This window comes from Amycolatopsis sp. NPDC006131 (assembly GCF_040614175.1).
GTDB classification, from domain to species: domain Bacteria; phylum Actinomycetota; class Actinomycetes; order Mycobacteriales; family Pseudonocardiaceae; genus Amycolatopsis_E; species Amycolatopsis_E tucumanensis.
The window spans coordinates 15,832-33,600 of record NZ_JBEXTX010000089.1; the positions used below are offsets into that span (position 1 = coordinate 15,832).

15 protein-coding genes are annotated in these 17,769 nt (G+C 73.3%); 3 read left to right on the top strand and 12 right to left on the bottom strand.

The features are described 5' to 3' along the window. Positions 1-19 precede the first annotated feature (19 nt). Positions 20-610 (top strand): nitroreductase family protein, encoded by a 591-nt coding sequence (locus ABZ215_RS32805; RefSeq protein WP_354954065.1) that lies wholly within the window; start codon positions 20-22, stop codon positions 608-610. Here ABZ215_RS32805 and ABZ215_RS32810 read toward each other — a convergent pair. From ABZ215_RS32810 to ABZ215_RS32855, 10 genes are all read right to left on the bottom strand, one after another. Further along, positions 607-3,696, bottom strand: a complete 3,090-nt coding sequence (locus tag ABZ215_RS32810; protein ID WP_354954067.1) for a BTAD domain-containing putative transcriptional regulator — start codon at positions 3,694-3,696, stop codon at positions 607-609. The two genes, ABZ215_RS32805 and ABZ215_RS32810, sit on opposite strands and share 4 nt — an antisense overlap. Before the next feature lie 176 nt (positions 3,697-3,872). Then, positions 3,873-5,579 carry an ABC transporter ATP-binding protein gene (locus ABZ215_RS32815; protein WP_354954069.1) on the bottom strand — a complete coding sequence of 569 codons (1,707 nt, stop codon included), beginning with the start codon at positions 5,577-5,579 and terminating at the stop codon, positions 3,873-3,875. Continuing rightward, positions 5,576-7,225 (bottom strand): ABC transporter ATP-binding protein, encoded by a 1,650-nt coding sequence (locus tag ABZ215_RS32820; protein ID WP_354954071.1) that lies wholly within the window; start codon positions 7,223-7,225, stop codon positions 5,576-5,578. Before ABZ215_RS32820 ends, ABZ215_RS32815 begins: the two co-directional genes overlap by 4 nt. Positions 7,226-7,294: 69 nt before the next feature. Next, positions 7,295-7,447: a SapB/AmfS family lanthipeptide gene (locus tag ABZ215_RS32825; RefSeq protein ID WP_354954072.1), complete on the bottom strand. Its 153-nt coding sequence runs from the start codon at positions 7,445-7,447 to the stop codon at positions 7,295-7,297. Positions 7,448-7,479: 32 nt separating this feature from the next. Continuing rightward, positions 7,480-10,062, bottom strand: coding sequence for a class III lanthionine synthetase LanKC (lanKC, locus tag ABZ215_RS32830; RefSeq protein WP_354954074.1), 2,583 nt, complete (start codon positions 10,060-10,062; stop codon positions 7,480-7,482). Between the two features lie 87 nt (positions 10,063-10,149). Beyond that, positions 10,150-10,368: a PLD nuclease N-terminal domain-containing protein gene (locus ABZ215_RS32835; RefSeq protein ID WP_354954076.1), complete on the bottom strand. Its 219-nt coding sequence runs from the start codon at positions 10,366-10,368 to the stop codon at positions 10,150-10,152. A 13-nt stretch (positions 10,369-10,381) separates the two neighbouring features. After that, on the bottom strand, positions 10,382-11,491 hold the full coding sequence (locus ABZ215_RS32840; RefSeq protein ID WP_354954078.1) for a serine protease: 1,110 nt from the start codon (positions 11,489-11,491) through the stop codon (positions 10,382-10,384). A gap of 77 nt (positions 11,492-11,568) precedes the next feature. Continuing rightward, the gene (locus tag ABZ215_RS32845) at positions 11,569-12,207 is read right to left on the bottom strand and encodes a response regulator transcription factor (RefSeq protein WP_354954080.1); all 639 of its coding nucleotides are present in this window, start codon (positions 12,205-12,207) and stop codon (positions 11,569-11,571) included. Beyond that, positions 12,204-13,322, bottom strand: a complete 1,119-nt coding sequence (locus tag ABZ215_RS32850; protein ID WP_354954082.1) for a histidine kinase — start codon at positions 13,320-13,322, stop codon at positions 12,204-12,206. Before ABZ215_RS32850 ends, ABZ215_RS32845 begins: the two co-directional genes overlap by 4 nt. Positions 13,323-13,327: 5 nt before the next feature. Next, complete coding sequence (locus ABZ215_RS32855) at positions 13,328-13,711, bottom strand: hypothetical protein (protein WP_354954084.1); 384 nt, start codon at positions 13,709-13,711, stop codon at positions 13,328-13,330. Between the two features lie 214 nt (positions 13,712-13,925). Between ABZ215_RS32855 and leuA the strand changes: the two genes are divergently transcribed. Beyond that, complete coding sequence (leuA, locus tag ABZ215_RS32860; RefSeq protein WP_020420280.1) at positions 13,926-15,701, top strand: 2-isopropylmalate synthase; 1,776 nt, start codon at positions 13,926-13,928, stop codon at positions 15,699-15,701. A gap of 46 nt (positions 15,702-15,747) precedes the next feature. On the opposite strand, the gene ABZ215_RS32865 is transcribed toward leuA, so the two are convergent. Both ABZ215_RS32865 and ABZ215_RS32870 read right to left on the bottom strand, forming a co-directional pair. Then, positions 15,748-16,236: a carboxymuconolactone decarboxylase family protein gene (locus ABZ215_RS32865; RefSeq protein WP_354954086.1), complete on the bottom strand. Its 489-nt coding sequence runs from the start codon at positions 16,234-16,236 to the stop codon at positions 15,748-15,750. 82 nt (positions 16,237-16,318) lie between these two features. Further along, on the bottom strand, positions 16,319-16,690 hold the full coding sequence (locus ABZ215_RS32870; RefSeq protein WP_354954088.1) for a MerR family transcriptional regulator: 372 nt from the start codon (positions 16,688-16,690) through the stop codon (positions 16,319-16,321). Positions 16,691-16,754: 64 nt separating this feature from the next. On the opposite strand from ABZ215_RS32870, the gene ABZ215_RS32875 reads away from it, so the two are divergent. Continuing rightward, positions 16,755-17,324 carry a hypothetical protein gene (locus ABZ215_RS32875; protein ID WP_354954090.1) on the top strand — a complete coding sequence of 190 codons (570 nt, stop codon included), beginning with the start codon at positions 16,755-16,757 and terminating at the stop codon, positions 17,322-17,324. Positions 17,325-17,769: the final 445 nt, after the last annotated feature.

Sequence of the window (17,769 nt, forward strand, 5' to 3'; positions counted from 1 at the left end):
ACGGGAAGCAGGCGAACCGATGGACAAGATGGCCGATTCCAGCGTGCCCCTGACCGAGGTGATCGCGCACCGGTGGAGCCCGCGCGCCCTCGACGAGACCCGGGAGGTGACCTGGGACCAGCTGCGCGCCCTGCTGGAGGCCGCGCGGTGGGCGCCGTCGTTCGGGAACACCCAGCCGGCGCGGTTCCTGGCCGGGCGACGTGGTGATCCGACGTTCCGGCAGATCCTCGGCACGCTCACCGAGCGGAACCAGGAGTGGGCGCACCGCGCGGGCGCCCTGCTGGTCGCGATCATGCTGACGCGCAACGAAAAGGGCGAGATCCCCTACGCCGAGTACGGGCTCGGGCTGGCCACGCAGAACCTCGTGCTGCAGGCCGTCGCGGAAGGGCTCGTGGCGCACCAGATGGCCGGCTTCGACGCCGACGCCGTCCGCGAGCGGTTCGCGGTGCCGGACGGAGCCGTCCCCCGGGTCGCGATCGCCGTCGGGCACGCCGGCGACCCCGCCGTGCTCGAGGTGGACAAGCTGATCGAGCGGGAACGGGCGGCCCGGAAACGCCTGCCGCTGGGCGAATTCGCCCACACCGGGGCGTGGGGCACGCCCGCGTTCTAAGTCGGGTGCGGCCGGAGGTGAGCCGGCGGCGACGAGTGCGGGGTGATGCCCATCTCCTTCATCCGCGTGCGGTAGATCCGGTCGTACCGGCGGGCCTCGCCGAGACGTCCGGCGTCGCGCAGCGTGGCGATCAGCATCAGGTACGCCTCCTCGTCGTAGACGTCCTTCGCCAGCAGCCGCAGCGTGTAGCGCACCGCACCGTCGACGTCCCCGGCCTGCCGCAGCTGGGCGGCGAGCGCGCGAAGCACCGCGAAGTGCGTCGCCCGGACCTCCTCCGCCAGCAGCGGCGCCCACTCCTGGTACGGCTCGTCCTCCAGGACCTCCCCGGTGCACGCGGCTGCCACCGCGGTCAACCGGGCGATCGCGTCGGCCTGCCCGGTGCGGTGGGCCCGCAGCGCCGCGTCGGCGGCGGCGAGGAACTCCTCCAGGTCGACCCGCACCCGCGACCGGTCGAGCCACACCGCGTTGCCGTCGCTCGCCAGCGGGCCACCGGCCGACTGGCCCTGCCGCAGCACGTCCCGGACCAGGGACAGCAGGACCGACAACCGGTTGCCCGCCTTCACCGGGTCGGCTGCCGGCCACAGCAGCTCCATCAGCTGTTCGCGCGGCACCGGACGACGGCGGGTGACCAGGATCTTCAGCAGATCCCGCGCCTTGCGCGACTGCCAGGCCGTCTTCGGCACCGGCGTGCCGTCCACCACCACCTGGAAGGCGCCCAGCGCGCGGATGAACACCGCGGGGCCGGACGGGCGCGAAGCCGCCAGCGGTCCCGCCGCCCGGCGCCCTCCGATGTCGACGCCCGCCTCGCGCAGGGTCTCCTCGGCCAGGCACACCCCGGCCTCCGGCACCGGGGTCCCGATGCGCGCCGCCACCACCCGCGTCACCGCCTCCTCCAGGCGGCACCCGTGCTCGTGCCAGAGGTCCACCGCCTCGTCGAGCAGGTCCGCCCCGGCGGCCGGGTCCGGCGACGACAGCACGCCGAGCGTGATCGCCTCGGCCAGACCGGGGCCGTCCCGCCGGAGCCGCGCGGCCTTCGCCGCCCGCGCCGCGTCGGCGGCGGCCCGCTCCCGGTCCTGGGCCAGCAGCGCGACCCAGCCGCTGGTGAGGCGCCCCGGGATCTCCAGCAGCCCCTCGCCCAACCCGAGTGCGCGGTCCGCCAGCGTGCGGGCGGCGGGAAGGTCGTCGGCGGCCCGGACGCGAGCCAGCCCGATCAACGCGCGCCCGAGGGCGAACAGGTCGTGGTGCGGTTGCGCCATCGCGAGCGCTTCCTCGTAGTCCGCGGTGGCGCGGACCAGCTGCCCGCGCGTGCGGTGCAGGTCGCCGAGCACGCACAGCGGCCAGGCCAGGAACCGGGAACCGAGGCGCTGGAAGGTGTCCACGGCCGTGCTGAGGTCGTCCGCCGCCTCGTCCAGTGCGCCGAGGACGAGGTGCGCCCGCGCGCGGACGGTGTGGGCGTGCCCGGTGAGGAACGGGCACCCGCACTGCTCGCTGGTCCGGAGCGCGAGCTTGGCCTCGGCGAGCGCCTGCCGCGGTGATCCCATGTCGCACGCGTGGAAGGCGTGGCAGACCCGGATCCAGCCGGCCTGCAGGAGGTCGCCGACCGCTTGGGCGCTGTGCAGGGCGTTGAGGCACTGCACGTCGGCCTCGCGGCGATCGGGCTCGGCGGAGGCGAGCATCGCCAGCACCTGGTGGATCGCCGCCCGCGCGCCCGGGGTCCCCGACCGTGCGGCGGCGGCTTCCGCACGCGCCATCGCCTGCCGAGCCCGGCCGGTCTCGCCGACCATCCGGCACGTCGTCGCCAGCAGGGCCAGCGCCCTGGCCTCGTCTTCGGTGTCCTCGTCGCCCATCCGGGTGCGGCCCAGCACGTCCAGGGTGTTGCCGAACTCGCCCTGGGTGAAGGCGAGCATGCCGATGCGCCATCCGAGCGCGGCGTCGAGCTCCTCGTGGAACCGGCTCGCGCGGCGGAAACTCTCCATGGCCGCCGCCCAGTGGCCCGCGGTCCGCTGCGCCTCACCGAGCACCTGGTGGATGCGGGGGTCGTCGAGGAACTCGGTGGGCAGCCCGGCGGCCTCCAGAACCGCGTCGCCGTGCCCGCTCACCACCAGCGCGTCACCTTGCTCGACCAGCAACGCGGCACAGGCGGAGTGCGCGTCCGCCGCGGCGAGGTGCCGCAGCGCGTCGGCGGGCGCCCCCTGGCTGAGGTAGTGCCGCCCGGCTTCGAGGTGCAGCTCGACCCGTTCGCGCGTGGACAGCACGGTCTCGTGCGAGAAGTAGTGCGCCAGTGGCCGGATCAGCGACCAGCGGAGCACGTCGCCCGCGGTCCGCGTCACCAGGCCCCGGCGGGTCAGTTCGGTCAGCAGGCGTTCCTGCTCCGGCCCCGGAGCGCCGATCTCGCCGAGCACGGCGAGCCGGCGCAGTGCCGCGCGAGCGGGCGGCGGCTCCTGGCCGAGCACCTCCTCGGTGAGGAACCCGTGGAACCGCTCACCGGGCGCGGTCAGCCGCCGCAGCACCGCCGCACGCTGATCGGGCGGGACGTCCCGCATCATCTCCACGACCGTCCGCACCGCGACCGGCCAGCCCGCGGTGCACTGGTGGATCTTCGCGGCCAGCCCGGGCGGATCGTCCCCCACTGTGGCCTGGACCAGCACCTCGATTTCGTCCGGGCGCACGGCCAGGTGCGTCGCGTCGATCTCCGCCACCATCCCGCGGCCGCGGAGCCGGGCGAGCGAGAACGGCAGTTCCGCGCGGGACAACAGCATCACGTGCAACCATTCCGGCGCGTTCTGGCAAATCGTTTCGACAACCGCGGCGGAACCGTTTTCCGCACTCAATGCCTGAACGTCGTCGATGATCAGGAACAGCTCCCCGGCGCCCGATCGGCGCATCCGTTCCGGGTCGCGGGCGATCGGACGCAACAGCCGGTCGTGCTCCCCGGCGCGGACCCACACCGCAGGCCGGGACTCCGCCCATGCCGCCACGGCACTGGTTTTTCCCCAGCCGGCGGCGCCTGTCACGAGCACCACCCGCCGCGCGGCCGCCTCGTCGAGCAGCCCGCGCACGCCGCCCGGTCTCCCCCCTGTCGTCACGGCTGGTCCTCCCTCTGCCCGGCCACGAACCACCGCCGAATTCACCGGATAAACTGAGATCGAAAACGAATGGCGCCGGACGATTCTATTCTCTAGAGCGGGCCGGCATCAAATTGACGAGCGATTTTCCCGGCCGTCGCACGGGTGGAAATACACTCGCAGGGCGCGCCCGGTTCTCAATTCACCGGGACCGGCGGCTCGGCGTGCCAGTACCCGAGCAGTTCCCGGTACAGCGGCGAGACCGACCGCAGCGCCACCGGATCGCCGTCCACCGCGTCGGTCCCGTCGAGAACCAGAACCCGCTTGGCGCGCAAGGCGGAACTGATCCGGTGCGCGATGACCACCACCGTGCCGCCGCGGGCCGCGAACGCCTCCTCGGCGCGCCGCTCGGCGATCGGGTCGAGGTGGCAGGTCGCCTCGTCCAGGATCACGACCGGCGCGTCGGAAAGGTACGCGCGGACGAGGGCGATCAACTGCCGTTCCCCGGCCGACAACTCGGCGGGCGCCAATCGGGCCGGGTATCCGCCGAGACGCGCCAGCAGGTTTTCCGCGCCGACTTCGGCCACCGCCCGGTCCACCTGGGAGACCTCGGCCGACGGCCGCAGGTAGACCAGGTTGTCCCACACCGTGCCGCTGAACACGTACGCCTCCTGCGGGATCAGCACCCGCAGCCGGGCCAGCTGGGCCGGGGTCAGGCCGGTGACGGGAGCGCCGCCGAGCCGGATCGAACCGGAGCCGGGCCGCAGCAGGCCGCACACCAGGCCCGCCAGGGTGGACTTGCCGATGCCGCTCGGCCCGACGATCGCCAGGTGATCCCCCTCGGGCACCACGAGGTCGAGATCGTCGAGCACCGGCTCGGCGTGCGGCCCGTAGGCGAACGTGACGCCGTCCAGGGTGATGTCGTGCCCGCTTGGCGTGCCGGTCACGAGCGGGCCGCGCTCTTCCGGTGGTGCAGTGGCGTCGAGGATGCGGCCCAGCGTCACCACGAACTGCAGCCCGCTGCTGCCGACGCCGGTGACGAGCGTCTGCAGGGCCGGGTTGAGTCCCATCAGGATGTAGGTCAGGCCGCCCATGATCGCGCCGGCGGTGAGCCCGCGGCCGACCAGCCACGGCGCCGCGAGCAGCAGGACGATCAGCGGCAGCCACACCCCGACGGCGAAGCAGGAGGTGCGGAGCACCGCGACCCAGGCGAGTGCGCGCTCGGCGGCTGCCTGGTGTTCGATCGGCTCCGCCGCGAGCGCCGCCGCGTGTCCCTCGGCGCCGGTCGCGACCACGTCCCGGGTGGCGGACAGCACCGCGTTCGCCGTGTCGCCGACCCGTTCCTCGGCCAGCACCGTCGCCCGCTCGCGCGCGGCGGCCAGCCCCAGGGTGGCGACGAACGCGCCGAACCCGAGCGCGAACGGCGGCAGGACCAGCAGCACGATCACCGGATCGATGGACAGCAACCCCAGCACCACGCCGGCCACGGTGACCGCGAACCCCCGGGTCACCACGATGAGCCCGGCGAAGGAGTCACGCACGATCTCCACCTGGCGCGTCACCCGCGCCAGCGCCCCGTCGTCGCGGTGGCCGGCGACGGCGTGCGTGAGCGCTCCGCCGACCACCCGGCGGAGGAGGTCGTCGCGGAACGGCTCGACCAGATCGCCGAGACGGCGGAACACCTGCCGCGATCCCCACGCCCCGACGCAGGCCGCGAGCAGGAACGCGCCCAGCCAGGCCAGCCCGGTCACCGGCCGCCCCGCGAGGAACCCGTCGTCCATCGCCTTCGCGATCGCCAGTCCGGAGATCGTCGTGGGCAGCGCTTCCGGGACCGACCACGCGAGGAGCGCGAGCAGCGGCCGGCGGTGCAGCGCCCGCAGCCCGAACCGGATCTCCCGCTTCATCCGAACGCCTCCCGGTAGCCCGCGTCCTGCCAGAGCCGGTGGTGGGGCGCGACGGCGCGCACGCGGCCGGCGTCGAGCCACACGACGCAGTCGGCCCGGGCGGCGGTCGAGACGCGGTGGGTGACGATCAGGCGAGTGCGCCCGCCGTCGTCGGTCAGGGTGCGGCTGATCTGCATCTCCGTGACCATGTCAAGGCTGGAGGTCGCGTCGTCCAGCACGAGCAGGCGCCGCGCGTGCCAGGCCCGGGCCAGGCCGAGGCGCTGGGCCTCGCCACCGGACATCGGCGCGTCGGACAGCGGGGTGTCGTACCCCTCCGGATAACGGCTCACGAAGTCGTGGGCGTGGGTGGCGCGGGCGGCGGTCAGCACCGAGGCCCGGTCCCGGCCCGGTCCGATGGCGTCCGCCACGGTCGCGCCGACCAGCGCCGGGCGTTCGAACGCGGCGCACACCGCTGCGCGCAACGCCGCGTGGCTCAGCTCCCCCAGTGCAACGCCGTCGAGCAGGACCTCGCCCTCGTCCGGGTCGCGCAGCCGCGCGGCGAGCGCCGCGAGCACGGACTTGCCCGCGCCGGAGTGGCCGACCACCGCCACGGTCGCGCCGCCGGGCACGGTCAGGTCGACGTCGTCGAGCAGGGTGACCCCGTCCGACCGGACGGTGACGTGGCGGAACTCCAGCCGGCCGGCACCCTCGGGCAGCGCGCGCGAGCCGTAGCCGACCGCGGGCACGGTGAGCACCTCGGCGGCGCGAGCGGCGCCCGCCCGTGCCCTGGCGAGCTGGCCGAACACCCCGGCGAGCCCACCGAGCCCCGCGCCGAGCACCGCGTACCGGCTGGCCGCGAACAGGTCCCCGGCGGTGATCCGGCCGTCCACCAGCGCCAGCCCGCCGACCGCGAGGACCGCGACCAGGACGAGCGGGCCCGCGACGGCGCCCTGGGCGGCCGCACGGGAGAGCACCTGCCAGGTCTGCCTGCCGTGGCCGTGCAGTTCGGGGAGCGGTTCGAGCACGCGGCTCGCCTCCCGTCCGGCCGTGCCGGCGGCCGCGATGGTCCGCGCACCCGCCAGCGACTCGGCGAGCCGGGCCGCGATCCGGCCCTGCGTCCGCTGGTAGGCGGTGAAGACGGCGGTGCTGCGGATGGTGAAGGCACGCAGGACCGCCGCGACGACCGCGAGCCCGGCGACGAACGCGACCGCCAGCCATGGGTCGATGACGACCAGCAGCACGAGGCTCCCGGCCGGCGGCAGCACGGCGGCCACCACGGTCACCACGCTGGGCCCGGCCTGTGCGGCGTCGACGGCGTTGCCGGAGATCCGGCTCACCAGGTCACCGGTGTCGAAGCGGCGGGCGCGGTCCGGCCCCATCCGGAGAACCTGCCGCACCAGGCGGTTCCGCAGCCACGCGGTCGTGCCCGCGACGCACGCGATGCCCGCGGAGGCGTCGATCAGGTCGGCGAGGATGCCCACCACGACGAGGGCGGCCGCCAGCACCAGCCAGCGGCCGCTGTCGTCCCCGGCCACGATCGCGTCGACCGCGCGCCCGAGCACTGCGGGCAGCGCCAGTGTGCTCAGGGTGCCGGCCAGCGCGGCGAAACCGATCACCGGCAGCCATGCGCCCCCTCGCCGCACGATCGCACCGAAGGTCGTGGACACGTAGTCTCCTCCTCAAGGCCGCGGCCCCGGACGAACGCCAGTCGTCCGGGACCGCGGCTGCACCCGGGGTCAGTGGCAGATCAGGACGCTCAGGCCACTGGTGCCGCCGCAGAGGGTGACGCTCAGGTTGCTCGGGCAGCTCTTGCCGCTCGCGCTGCTGCCGCCGCCACCGCCGTGCTCCGGGGCCGCGCTTTCCATGCCTTGCAGGTCGAGAAGGGCCATTTCTCCTCCTTGGAGAGTGGGTTGGACGGGGATCACCCTGCCGCGCCGACTGCCGGCGCGGAGGTCTGTCGGGCCGGGGCCGGCGCGAGCAATGGCAGGTGGACCGGTGGGTCGGCCAGCACCGAGCCCAGCGCCAGCAGCACCCCGGCGGTGCCGGTGGCGAGGTCCATCGACAGGCGCAGCAGCCCGGTGCCGGGGAACGCCGTGCCACCGCCGAAGGGCAGCGCGTGCCAGGCCAGCGCGCGCACCTGCTTGGCGACCACCGGATCGCACCGCGGATCGGGCGAGCGCCCGGCGAGGTAGAGCAGGATTCCGGCGCGCCCGGAGAACAGCCCGGGCAGGATGTACATCGGCGACTGCGCGGCGAGCTGGATGCGCCGGTTCGCCTTGGCCAACTCGTCGTCGTCCCGGCGCGCGAGGAACTCGTCGAGCACCAGGCCGATGCCGACGCTGCCGACGTCGAGGTAGGGCATCGTGCGCCAGCCCTCGTTGACCTCCAGCGCGCCGCTGTCGCGGACCACGCACTGCCGGAGGTCCTGCCGCAGCGCGATCGCCGCGCGGTCGAGCAGGGCGTTGTCCCCGGTGTCGTCGTAGGCCCGCAGGAGCAGCAACGCCTTGCCCGCGCCGCCGCGCATCAAGCCCGCGAAGGAACCGTCCCGGCCGCTGACCTCCGGGCCGTCGGCGACGTCGCCGACCCGATCGGCGACCAGTTCCGCCGCCTGGTGCGCGGCCTGCCGGATCGCCGGATCGCCGGTGCGGCCGGCGAAGTGCAGGAGGTTCAGGCCGACGCCGGCCAGCCCGCCGCCCAGGTCCGGCCCGAGCGCCGCCCAGTTTTCGCGCAGGCAGATGTCCAGCACGTCCAGCGCCTGCTGCCGGTACCCGAGGTGGTCCAGGGCGAAGGCGGCGCCGTGCAGCCCGTCGAACAGGCCGAGCCGGGTGCCGCTCGGCGGGTCGGTCGCGCGGTCGACGAGCCACTTCGCGAAGGCGGGGCCGGGTTCCGCACCGGTGGCGGACAACGCGTAGAGCACCCCGGCGGCGCCGTGGGCCAGGCCGATGCCGCCGGTGGCGAACTGCTCCGGATCGCCGGGGAAGAGCCGGTCGTCCCGCTCCGGCGTCGCGCTCGCCACGATCGCGCGGACCAGGTCGTCGCGCAGCCGGGGCCAGTCCGCCGGGTCCGGTTCGATCCGCGGGTGCGGCAGGTGCGGGGTGCCCGGCGGCACGATCACGTCGACCGCCTCGGTGAGGTAGCGCCGCGGCACCGGGAAGTGCTCGGCGATGATCTCCGCGAACTGCCGCGCCTTCACGCGGTGCAGGCCGAACAGGTAGGTCATCGGCAGGAACAGCGCCAGGCGCAGGCACGCGAGCGCGTAGCGGTCGACGTCGAAACCGGTGACGCTGCCCGGCGCGGCGAACCCCTGGTTGCCCAGGCCCGGGCGGGCCGCCTCCGCGACCGGCGCGGCCACCTCGAAGTCGAGCAGCCGGATCGTGTCGTCCGCCCGCACCATGACGTTGAACAGGTGCAGGTCGCCGTAGACGATCCCGCGCTCGTGCACCGCGCGCATCGCCTCTTCGATCTGGCCCTGGATCCGCACGGCCCAGTCGGTGAACGCGCGGTAGTCCTCCGGTCCGGCGCTCGGGTCGATGAGCGGGTACCGCCGCACGATCGCCTTGCCCAGCACGTCGCCCTCGACGTACTCCATCACCAGGAACCGGTGCTCCCCGAGCCAGAACAGGTCGTGCACCTCCGGGATCCCGGGGATGCCCGCCAGCCGTCGCAGGACGTCGTGCTCGTGCTCGACGCGCCGCACCGCGTCGTGGCCCCACGCGTCGAGTCCCGCGTGCGGGCGGCCCTCCTTGAGGACCACCTGGGCGCCGGTGCGGTTGTCCCGGCCGACGTAGATCCCGCCGCCGTTGGAGAAGTGCACGACCCGCTCGATCGTGTAGGGCAGGCCGGCGACGGTGACCGCGTTGCGGGCTTCCAGGTGCGGGGCGAGGAAGTCGGGGAGCGCCACCCACGGCGGCACGTGGAACACCGGCCCGCGCCGGTCCGGAACCAGCCGGCCCTCCCCGTCCGCGATGGCCGGCACCACGTCACCGTTGTCAGTGACCATGTACCGGTTGACGAACGCGCCGTAGCGCACGAACAGCGGCCCGCGCCCCCAGCGCAGGTCGCTCAGGATGTAGGGGTTCGGCTCGCCGTCGAGCGTCTCGCCGAGTTCGCGCAGGATCGTCTCGCACGCGCCGAGATCGGGCGGGTAGATCGTCACCAGCTTGCCGCTGTAGCCGCGGGGCGCGTACTTGGAGACGCGGGCGGTCAGCGCGGCGGGCGAGCGCAGGAACTTGAACTCGATCCGCCGCGGGACGCAGTAGTCCCACACCGCGTCGAGGATCTTCCCGGCGTTGCCCGGCGTCGCGGAGACGTGGATCTTCCACCCCTGCGCGGGCAGACCGGTGGCGCCCGGGTCGAGCACGAACCAGTCGTCCTGCTCGTACCGGCGCCAGCCGGCGGGCAGGGGCCGCCGGGCGGTGGCGAAGGACGGGCCTGCGGTGCGCTCGGAGTGCATGGCGTCGTAGAACGACGAGTCGGCCATGCAGAATCGCTCGTACTCGTCCATGCCACCTCGCTTGGTCGCCACGGCATCGCCGGGCACAACCTAGGTGGCAGGTCTTCCGGTGGCCTTAGTCTCCGCTTAGGGTCGGCTTCAGCTCGTCTCCAGGACGGCCTTCCGCCCGATCAGGAACCACAACGCGCTGCCCAGGTAGGGCGCCACCAGGACGAACACCACCCACACGAGCTTCATGCCGCCGGACTGCGGTGAGCGCAGGATGCTCACCAGCGCCCCGACGATCAGGACAACGCACGCGAGCACCAGCGCGATGATCAGCGCGGCCAGGACGTAGTTCCACGGTTTGTCGAGCATGGGTTCCTCTCCCTCAGGACGCGACCGCGACCGCGTCGGACATGGCGCTGACGTGGCCGCCGGCCGAGGTCGCCGTGGCGCGGCAGGCCACCGCGCTCCCGGCCAGGTCGGCGGTCACCGTGAACCGGCTCCCGACGGCCCCGCGGATCGTCGTGTAGAAGACGAATCCGTCGTGGGCGCGCTGCTGGTACCACTGGAAGGTGACCGTGTCCGGCCTACCGCGCCACGCGGGCGGCTCGCAGGTCACCGTCCGGCCGACCGCAGCCTCACCCCGCACGACGGACGGGCCGCGCGGAACCGGCGCGACGGCGAGCCACGGCGACAACGCCCACCCACGCACCCGGCTCACGTCGGTGAACGCCGCGGGCGCGGACTGTCCACAAGCGAGCCCCCGCACCTCGCCCCCAAAGCTGGTGATCCCGGCCTGCACGGTGCCGTCGAGCATCAGCGGGCCGCCGGAGTCGCCGGGGCACACCGTGGTCGCCGTCGTGTCACCGCGGGCGCACAACATCGACTCCTCCTCCAGGACACCGCCCAGCTCGGCGGAGCAGGTGGCGTCGTCGATCGTGGTGAACGAACCGCGCCGCAGCACGTCGGTGTCACCCGGCTGGGCGGGCGTGCGAGTGAGCCCGTGGCCGAACACCACCGCCGGAGTCCCCGCTGCGGGGCCACGCCGGGCCAGTTCCACCGGCGCGACGTCGAAGACAGGGCGGTCCAGCACGAGAACGGCGGCGTCGTCGTCGGCGCCGGCGGCAGCCGGGTCGTCCGGCCGGCCGGGCGACGGGACCAGGCCGAACCCGGGATGGGTCGCGACGCCTCGGACCGGCAGTCCGGGACCACTCACCTTCGCGGCGTCCGCGGCTCCCAGGTACACCTCGATGCGGCGGGCGTCCTTGCCGTCGGCGCAGTGCCCCGCGGTCAGCACCCGGTCCGGCGCGATCAGCGTGCCTCCGCAGAACGCGCGCTGGTTCAACGGCTCCTCGCCCGTGACCGCGACGGTGGCCATCCACGGCGCGGCGGCCGGGTCCGGCACCTCGGTGCCTCCGCTGACGGCTCCTGCCTGTGTCGCCGTGACCAGCGCCATCCCGCAGGCCAGGGCGAGCGCGGTGATGCGGTGCGTCATGGACCCCGACGCTAGGGAACCGTCAGGCGACGGGCATCGCACGACCGTGCAGACGATCTACGACTTTCGGCCGATCTTCAGAGCAGCCCGGCGTCGTGCACGGCGATCGCGACCTGGGTCCGGTTGCCGGCGCCCAGCTTCGCCATCACGTGGCTGAGGTGCACCTTCACGGTCGACTCGCTGAGGTGCAGCTCGGCCGCGATGCGGCTGTTGCTCAGCCCCCGCCCGACGGCCAGCGCGACGTCGCGTTCCCGGTCGGTGAGGGTGCCGACCCGGTCGAGGGCCGCCGCGCTGCCGCGCGTGAAGTGGCTCAGCAACCGCTTGGTCACCTTCGGCGAGATCATCGCCTCGCCGCGGGCCACGACGTGCACCGCGTGCACCAGTTCGCGCGGCGGGATGTCCTTGAGCAGGAACCCGGCCGCACCCGAGCGCAGCGCGGTGTGCACGTACTCGTCGAGGTCGAACGTGGTCAGCACGACCACCACCGGCGCGCCGGGCAGCGCGGTCACCTTCGCCGTCACCTGCAACCCGTCGACGAGCGGCATCTGGATGTCGGTGAGCACGACGTCGGGGCGGTGCCGCGCCACCAGGTCCACCACGCCCGTCCCGTCGCCGGCCTCGGCGACCACCTCGATCTCCGGGTCGGACTCCAGGATGAGCCGCAGCCCACCCCGCACGAGCTCCTCATCGTCGAGCAGGAGAACCCGTACCGTCACCCGGCCTCCTCGTCCGTGGTCAGCGGAAACACGGCCCGCACCAGGAAACCGCTCCCAGACCGGCCGGTGTGGACGGTACCGCCGGCGAGGCCGACCCGTTCCCGCATCCCCACCAGGCCGAAGCCGGAACTCGGCAGCTCGCGCGCGGGCGCGCGGTCGCCGGAGCCGTCGTCGGCGACCTCGACGGTCAGCTCCGCGCCACGCACGGCGACGGCGACCCGCGCACGTGCCCCCGGCGCGTGCTTGCCGATGTTCGTCAACGCCTCCTGCACCACCCGGTACGCCGCGCGCCCGACCGGGATCGCGACCTCCGGCAGCGGATCGGGCACGCTCAGCTCGGCGCGGGTGCCCGCCGCGCGCGCGTCGTCGACCAGCGCGCCCAGACCGTCCAGGCCGGACGCCGGGTGCACGTCCGCTTCCCCGTCCCGCAGCACGCGGAGCACCTCGCGCAGCTCGGTCAGGGCCGCGGTGCTGTTCTGCCGGATCACCTCCGCCGCGGCGGCTGCCTGCCCGTCGCAGGTCACCGTCAGCGCGCCCGCCTGCACCGCGATCACACTCACCCGGTGCGCCACCACGTCGTGCATCTCGCCCGCGATGCGGCGCCGCTCGGCCACCACCGCCCGCTCGGTCAGCAGGTCGCGCTCCCGCTCGGCCTGCTCCGCGCGCTCGCGCAGGGCCGCGAGCAGCTTGGCCCGCTGGTGCCACCACAGCCCGGCCAGCAGCGGGACCAGCAGGAACACGCCCGCGCCCAGCAACACGTACGGCCAGTCCTCGCTCCACCGGATCCCGGCCGGGAGCAGGAAGGCGGCGAGCGCGACGGCACCACCGGCCGCGGTCTGCCAGCCGGGCCCGCGGCGCGAGGCCAGCGTGTAGACGGCGACGACGAGCGGCAGCAGGTTCGCCCCGGCCACCAGCGCCGCACCGGCGATCACCAGCGCGGCCAGCGGGAACCGGCGCCGGACCAGCAACGCGCCGAACACGGCGGCCGCGACGACGGGTGGCCAGGCGACCGGCGCGCTCACGTGCGTGATCGCGAGCCAGGTGAAGAACCCGGCCACCGCGAGGTCGAACAGCAGCGGACGCGGCCCGCCTGCCCAGCGGACGATCGGCGCCATCCGGATCAGGAGGTGGCGCCGCCGATGCGCCGGACGATCCGCGTGACGATGGAGGAGACCACCAGCCAGAAGAGCGCCGCGATGCCGTAGTTCACCAGCACCCGCAGCTTCTCGTCGGTGGGCTCGAACAGGTCCTTGAACCCCAGCGCCAGGCCGTCGGACCAGTCACGCACGAACGAGACGATCCCGTTGTCCGGGTTGGCGCCGCCGACCACGAAGATCACGTGCAGCACCAGGATGAGCGCGAAGATCAGGCCGACCCAGCGGACGATCCCGGCGATCAGCCCGACCGCCTGGTCCTTCACGCGCCCCCACGGCACCTGGCGCTTGGGTCGCGGCGAGGCGTCTTCGTCGACGTCGCTCTTGGGCTTCTCGGCGTGCTCGGCCATGACGCCGAGTTTCCCACGCAACGCCCGCCTTGGCTACCTGCCAGTAACCGACCGGGTCGCTTTTCAACATCATCGCGACCGGGCTACAGTGAATCCGTGGCGCGTGCTCTCCTGCTTCGCTGCCGCGACGGGGCCTGATCCTGACCGGCCCCCCGTCGCGGGGCTTCGTCACGCCGCCGGTCGCCCGAAAACCCGGCAGGAGAGTTTCCCAGCAATGACCAGCTCCGATCCCACCGTGAGCCGCATCCGCAAGCCTTCGCGTCCCGCCCCCGCCGACCAGCCCGCGTGGAACCCGCAGCGCGGCAGCTCGATGCCCGTGCACCGCTACCAGCCCTGGTACAAGCTGGTGGAGAACATCGAACTGCCCGACCGCACCTGGCCGGACAAGCGCATCGAGCGCGCGCCGCTGTGGTGCGCGGTCGACCTGCGGGACGGCAACCAGGCCCTGATCGACCCGATGTCGCCCGCCCGCAAGCGCAAGTTCTTCGAGCTGCTCGTGCGCATGGGCTACAAGGAGATCGAGGTCGGCTTCCCGGCCGCGAGCCAGACCGACTTCGACTTCGTCCGCGAGATCATCGAGGACGGCGCGATCCCGGACGACGTGCGCATCCAGGTGCTGACCCAGTGCCGCCCCGAGCTGATCGAGCGCACCTTCCAGTCGCTGGAGGGCGCGCCGCAGGCGATCGTGCACATCTACAACTCCACGTCGATCCTGCAGCGCCGCGTGGTGTTCCGCGAGGAGCGCGAGGGCATCAAGAAGATCGCGCTCCAGGCCGCCGACCTGGTGGTCGAGTACGCGCAGAAGTACTCCGACACCGACTTCCGCTTCCAGTACTCGCCGGAGTCCTACACCGGCACCGAGCTGTCCTACGCCGCCGAGGTGTGCAACGCGGTCACCGACATCTGGCAGCCCACCCCGGAGCGGCCGGTCATCCTGAACCTGCCGGCGACGGTGGAGATGGCCACGCCGAACGTCTACGCCGACTCGATCGAGTGGATGGGCCGCAACCTGGACCGCCGCGACTCGGTGATCCTGTCGCTGCACCCGCACAACGACCGCGGCACCGGCATCGCCGCGGCCGAGCTGGGCTACCAGGCGGGCGCGGACCGCATCGAGGGCTGCCTGTTCGGCAACGGCGAGCGCACCGGCAACGTCGACCTGGTCGCGCTGGGCATGAACATGTTCAGCCAGGGCATCGACCCGCAGATCGACTTCTCCGACATCGACGAGATCAAGCGCACCGTCGAGTACTGCAACCAGCTGCCGGTGCACGAGCGCACCCCGTGGGGCGGCGACCTGGTGTTCACCGCGTTCTCCGGCAGCCACCAGGACGCGATCAACAAGGGCTTCGACGCGCTGCACCGCGCCGCCGAGAAGGCCGGCGTACCGGTGGACGAGTTCCCGTGGGAGGTGCCCTACCTGCCCATCGACCCGAAGGACGTCGGCCGCAGCTACGAGGCCGTCATCCGGGTCAACTCGCAGTCGGGCAAGGGCGGCGTCGCCTACATCATGAAGACCGAGCACCAGCTCGACCTGCCGCGACGGCTGCAGATCGAGTTCTCGCAGGTCATCCAGCGCTACACGGACAGCGAGGGCGGCGAGGTCGACCCGCGCACGATGTGGGACGCGTTCGCGAAGGAGTACCTGGAGCCGCAGACGCCGCTGCAGCTGATCAACCAGCACGTCACCGCGAACGGCGACTACCAGCTGCGCGCCACCGTGCGGGTGGACGGCGAGGAGCAGGAGATCACCGGCTCCGGCAACGGCCCGATCGCCGCGTTCTTCGACGCGCTGTCCACCGTGGGTTATGACCTGCGGCTGCTGGACTACAGCGAACACACCCTCACCCCCGGCGACGACGCCAAGGCCGCGTCCTACATCGAGTGCGCCATCGGCGACAAGGTGTTCTGGGGCATCGGCATCGACCCGTCGATCGTGACGGCTTCGCTGCGGGCGGTCGTGTCCGCGGTGAACCGCGCGCACCGCTGATCGCTGGAGAAGGCCGGCCGCTGGTGTGCGGCCGGCCTTTTTCACGTCAGTTCGCGACCGCGGCGGCGAACATGCCGGGCTGGTAGGAGCCGCCCTGGTTGCGGACGATCACGTTCAGCCGGTTGGCGGCGTTGATCATCGCGACCAGGGTGACCAGCGCGGCGGTCTGGTGGTCGTCGTAGTGCTTGCGCACCTGGGCCCACGTCTCGTCCGACACGCCCTGGTGCGCGTCGGCGAGGCGGGTGCCCTCCTCGGCGAGCGCCAGCGCGGCCCGCTCGGCGTCGGTGAACACCGTGGCCTCGCGCCAGACCGCGAACAGGTTGAGCCGCACCGCGCTCTCCCCGGCGGCCGCGGCCTCCTTGGTGTGCATGTCGACGCACGGGGCGCACCCGTTGATCTGGCTGGCGCGCAACGACACCAGTTCCTGTGTGGACTGCGGCAGGGCGGAGGTGTGCAGCACGGCGGCGACGTTCGCGAACCGCTTGGCGAGCTTGGCGCCGAGCTCGTTGGACATCATGTCGAATCGGGTTTCCACGGCTTCCTCCTCGTGTGGGGAACTTGCTCGAACACGAGGCACCGGCCGTGCCGTGGATGTGACAGTGATGCCCGCCACAGCGTCAGTCGCGGAGCCGGCCCGCTTCGCAGAGCCGGTCGCCGGAGGTGATCTCCGCGAGGTGGCCGCGCAACGCCGCCATCCGGCGCTCGGCCTCGGCCACGAGCCGCCCCGCGATTTCCGCCCAGTCCTCGGGGCCGGGGTCGGGCGGCAGATCGGCGAAGAGGTCCGCGATCTCCCGCACGGTCAGGCCGACGCCCTGCGCCAGCTTGGCCACCTTGATCCGGCACGCCGCCGACCGGTCGAAGACGCGGTGGTTGATCCCGCTCCGCCCGGCCTCGACGACGCCGTACCGCTCGTAGAAGCGCACCGCCGACGGCGCGACGCCCGCTTCGCCCGCGACCTCGCCGACCGTGAGGTTCCCGCTGTCCGCCACGTCACCCACTCTGCCGCCACGGTGGGCTTGCCTTCAACATTGGTTGAACTCGCAGGGTGGGGTCATGGCAGATCAACTGACAGCTATGCGGCCGGCGCCGGTCGCCACCCACCACGAGGACGCCGCGGCCCGCATCGACAGCTGGTGGCGGCTGCCGAGCGCGGCGGCCGCCGACGAAGCCGCGCGCGCGGCGCTGGCGGCGATGCCCCGTGCCGACGGCCTGCTCCGGTTCTCCGTGCTGCGGTCGCCGTCGGAGCCGCTGGTGTTCCTTCAGTCGCTGTGGACCAGCGCCCCCGCACGGGAGCACTACGTTCGGCACGTGGCTGCGAGCCCGAGGGCCTCGGTCGACGACAAGGTGCCCGGGATCGAGCGGGACCGGGCGCTGACGGAGGTGATCGGCGCGGTCACGTTCGCCGACGCACCCGCGGCCAAGTGGGTGACCCGACGGCTGCCGGCGACGGACGTCCGCGCCCTGGCCGAGCGGGAACTCGCACGGCCCCGGACCGAACCGGGGCTGGTCCGCGTCGCTGTCGGTGCTGGGGAAGGTGAGGTCGTGGTCGTCGAGGAGTGGACCGCCTCCGCCTCGCCGGACGGGGTCTTCTACGAGCCGGTCGGCGCCGTCGCGCCGGTGTGAGGGCCACGGTGGGCGCCGCCGCGCGGGGTTAGGGCTGCTTGGCCCCGCCAGGGCGGCTTCCGCCGCCCACGCGGGGCGGAGTTCGCGAGGCTCCGAGTCGAACCGGCGCCGGGAGGCCTGCGCCGCGGTCGGCGCCGGGCAGTGTGAGGTCGCGAATGTCCCTCCGGCAGGCCGGGGGTCGCCTACGAGCCGGTCGGCGCCGTCGCGCCGGTGTGAGGCCACAGCACACGCGACGTGCGTGGCCCGGCCGGCACTCCCTGGCCGGTCGGCGCCGTCGCGCCAGCGTGAGGCACCCGCACCATGGGCAGCCGGGCGGGGCCTCTGGCCGCGATTCGCGCCACCGCGCCGGGCTAGACGATTAATGCGTAAGTCGAGGCGGTAGTCGAAGACGGGCGAAGGGTGTTCAAGATCAGTTTGTGACGACCGACCTGAACACCCTTCTCAC

Bases quoted from the DNA above. Each gene is read 5' to 3' on its own strand.
- ABZ215_RS32805 (WP_354954065.1), top strand. From the start codon at position 20: ATGGACAAGATGGCCGATTCCAGCGTGCCCCTGACCGAGGTGATCGCG.
- ABZ215_RS32815 (WP_354954069.1), bottom strand. From the start codon at position 5,579: ATGAAGCGGGAGATCCGGTTCGGGCTGCGGGCGCTGCACCGCCGGCCG.
- ABZ215_RS32825 (WP_354954072.1), bottom strand. From the start codon at position 7,447: ATGGCCCTTCTCGACCTGCAAGGCATGGAAAGCGCGGCCCCGGAGCAC.
- lanKC (WP_354954074.1), bottom strand. From the start codon at position 10,062: ATGGACGAGTACGAGCGATTCTGCATGGCCGACTCGTCGTTCTACGAC.
- ABZ215_RS32835 (WP_354954076.1), bottom strand. From the start codon at position 10,368: ATGCTCGACAAACCGTGGAACTACGTCCTGGCCGCGCTGATCATCGCG.
- ABZ215_RS32840 (WP_354954078.1), bottom strand. From the start codon at position 11,491: ATGACGCACCGCATCACCGCGCTCGCCCTGGCCTGCGGGATGGCGCTG.
- ABZ215_RS32850 (WP_354954082.1), bottom strand. From the start codon at position 13,322: ATGGCGCCGATCGTCCGCTGGGCAGGCGGGCCGCGTCCGCTGCTGTTC.
- ABZ215_RS32855 (WP_354954084.1), bottom strand. From the start codon at position 13,711: ATGGCCGAGCACGCCGAGAAGCCCAAGAGCGACGTCGACGAAGACGCC.
- leuA (WP_020420280.1), top strand. From the start codon at position 13,926: ATGACCAGCTCCGATCCCACCGTGAGCCGCATCCGCAAGCCTTCGCGT.
- ABZ215_RS32875 (WP_354954090.1), top strand. From the start codon at position 16,755: ATGGCAGATCAACTGACAGCTATGCGGCCGGCGCCGGTCGCCACCCAC.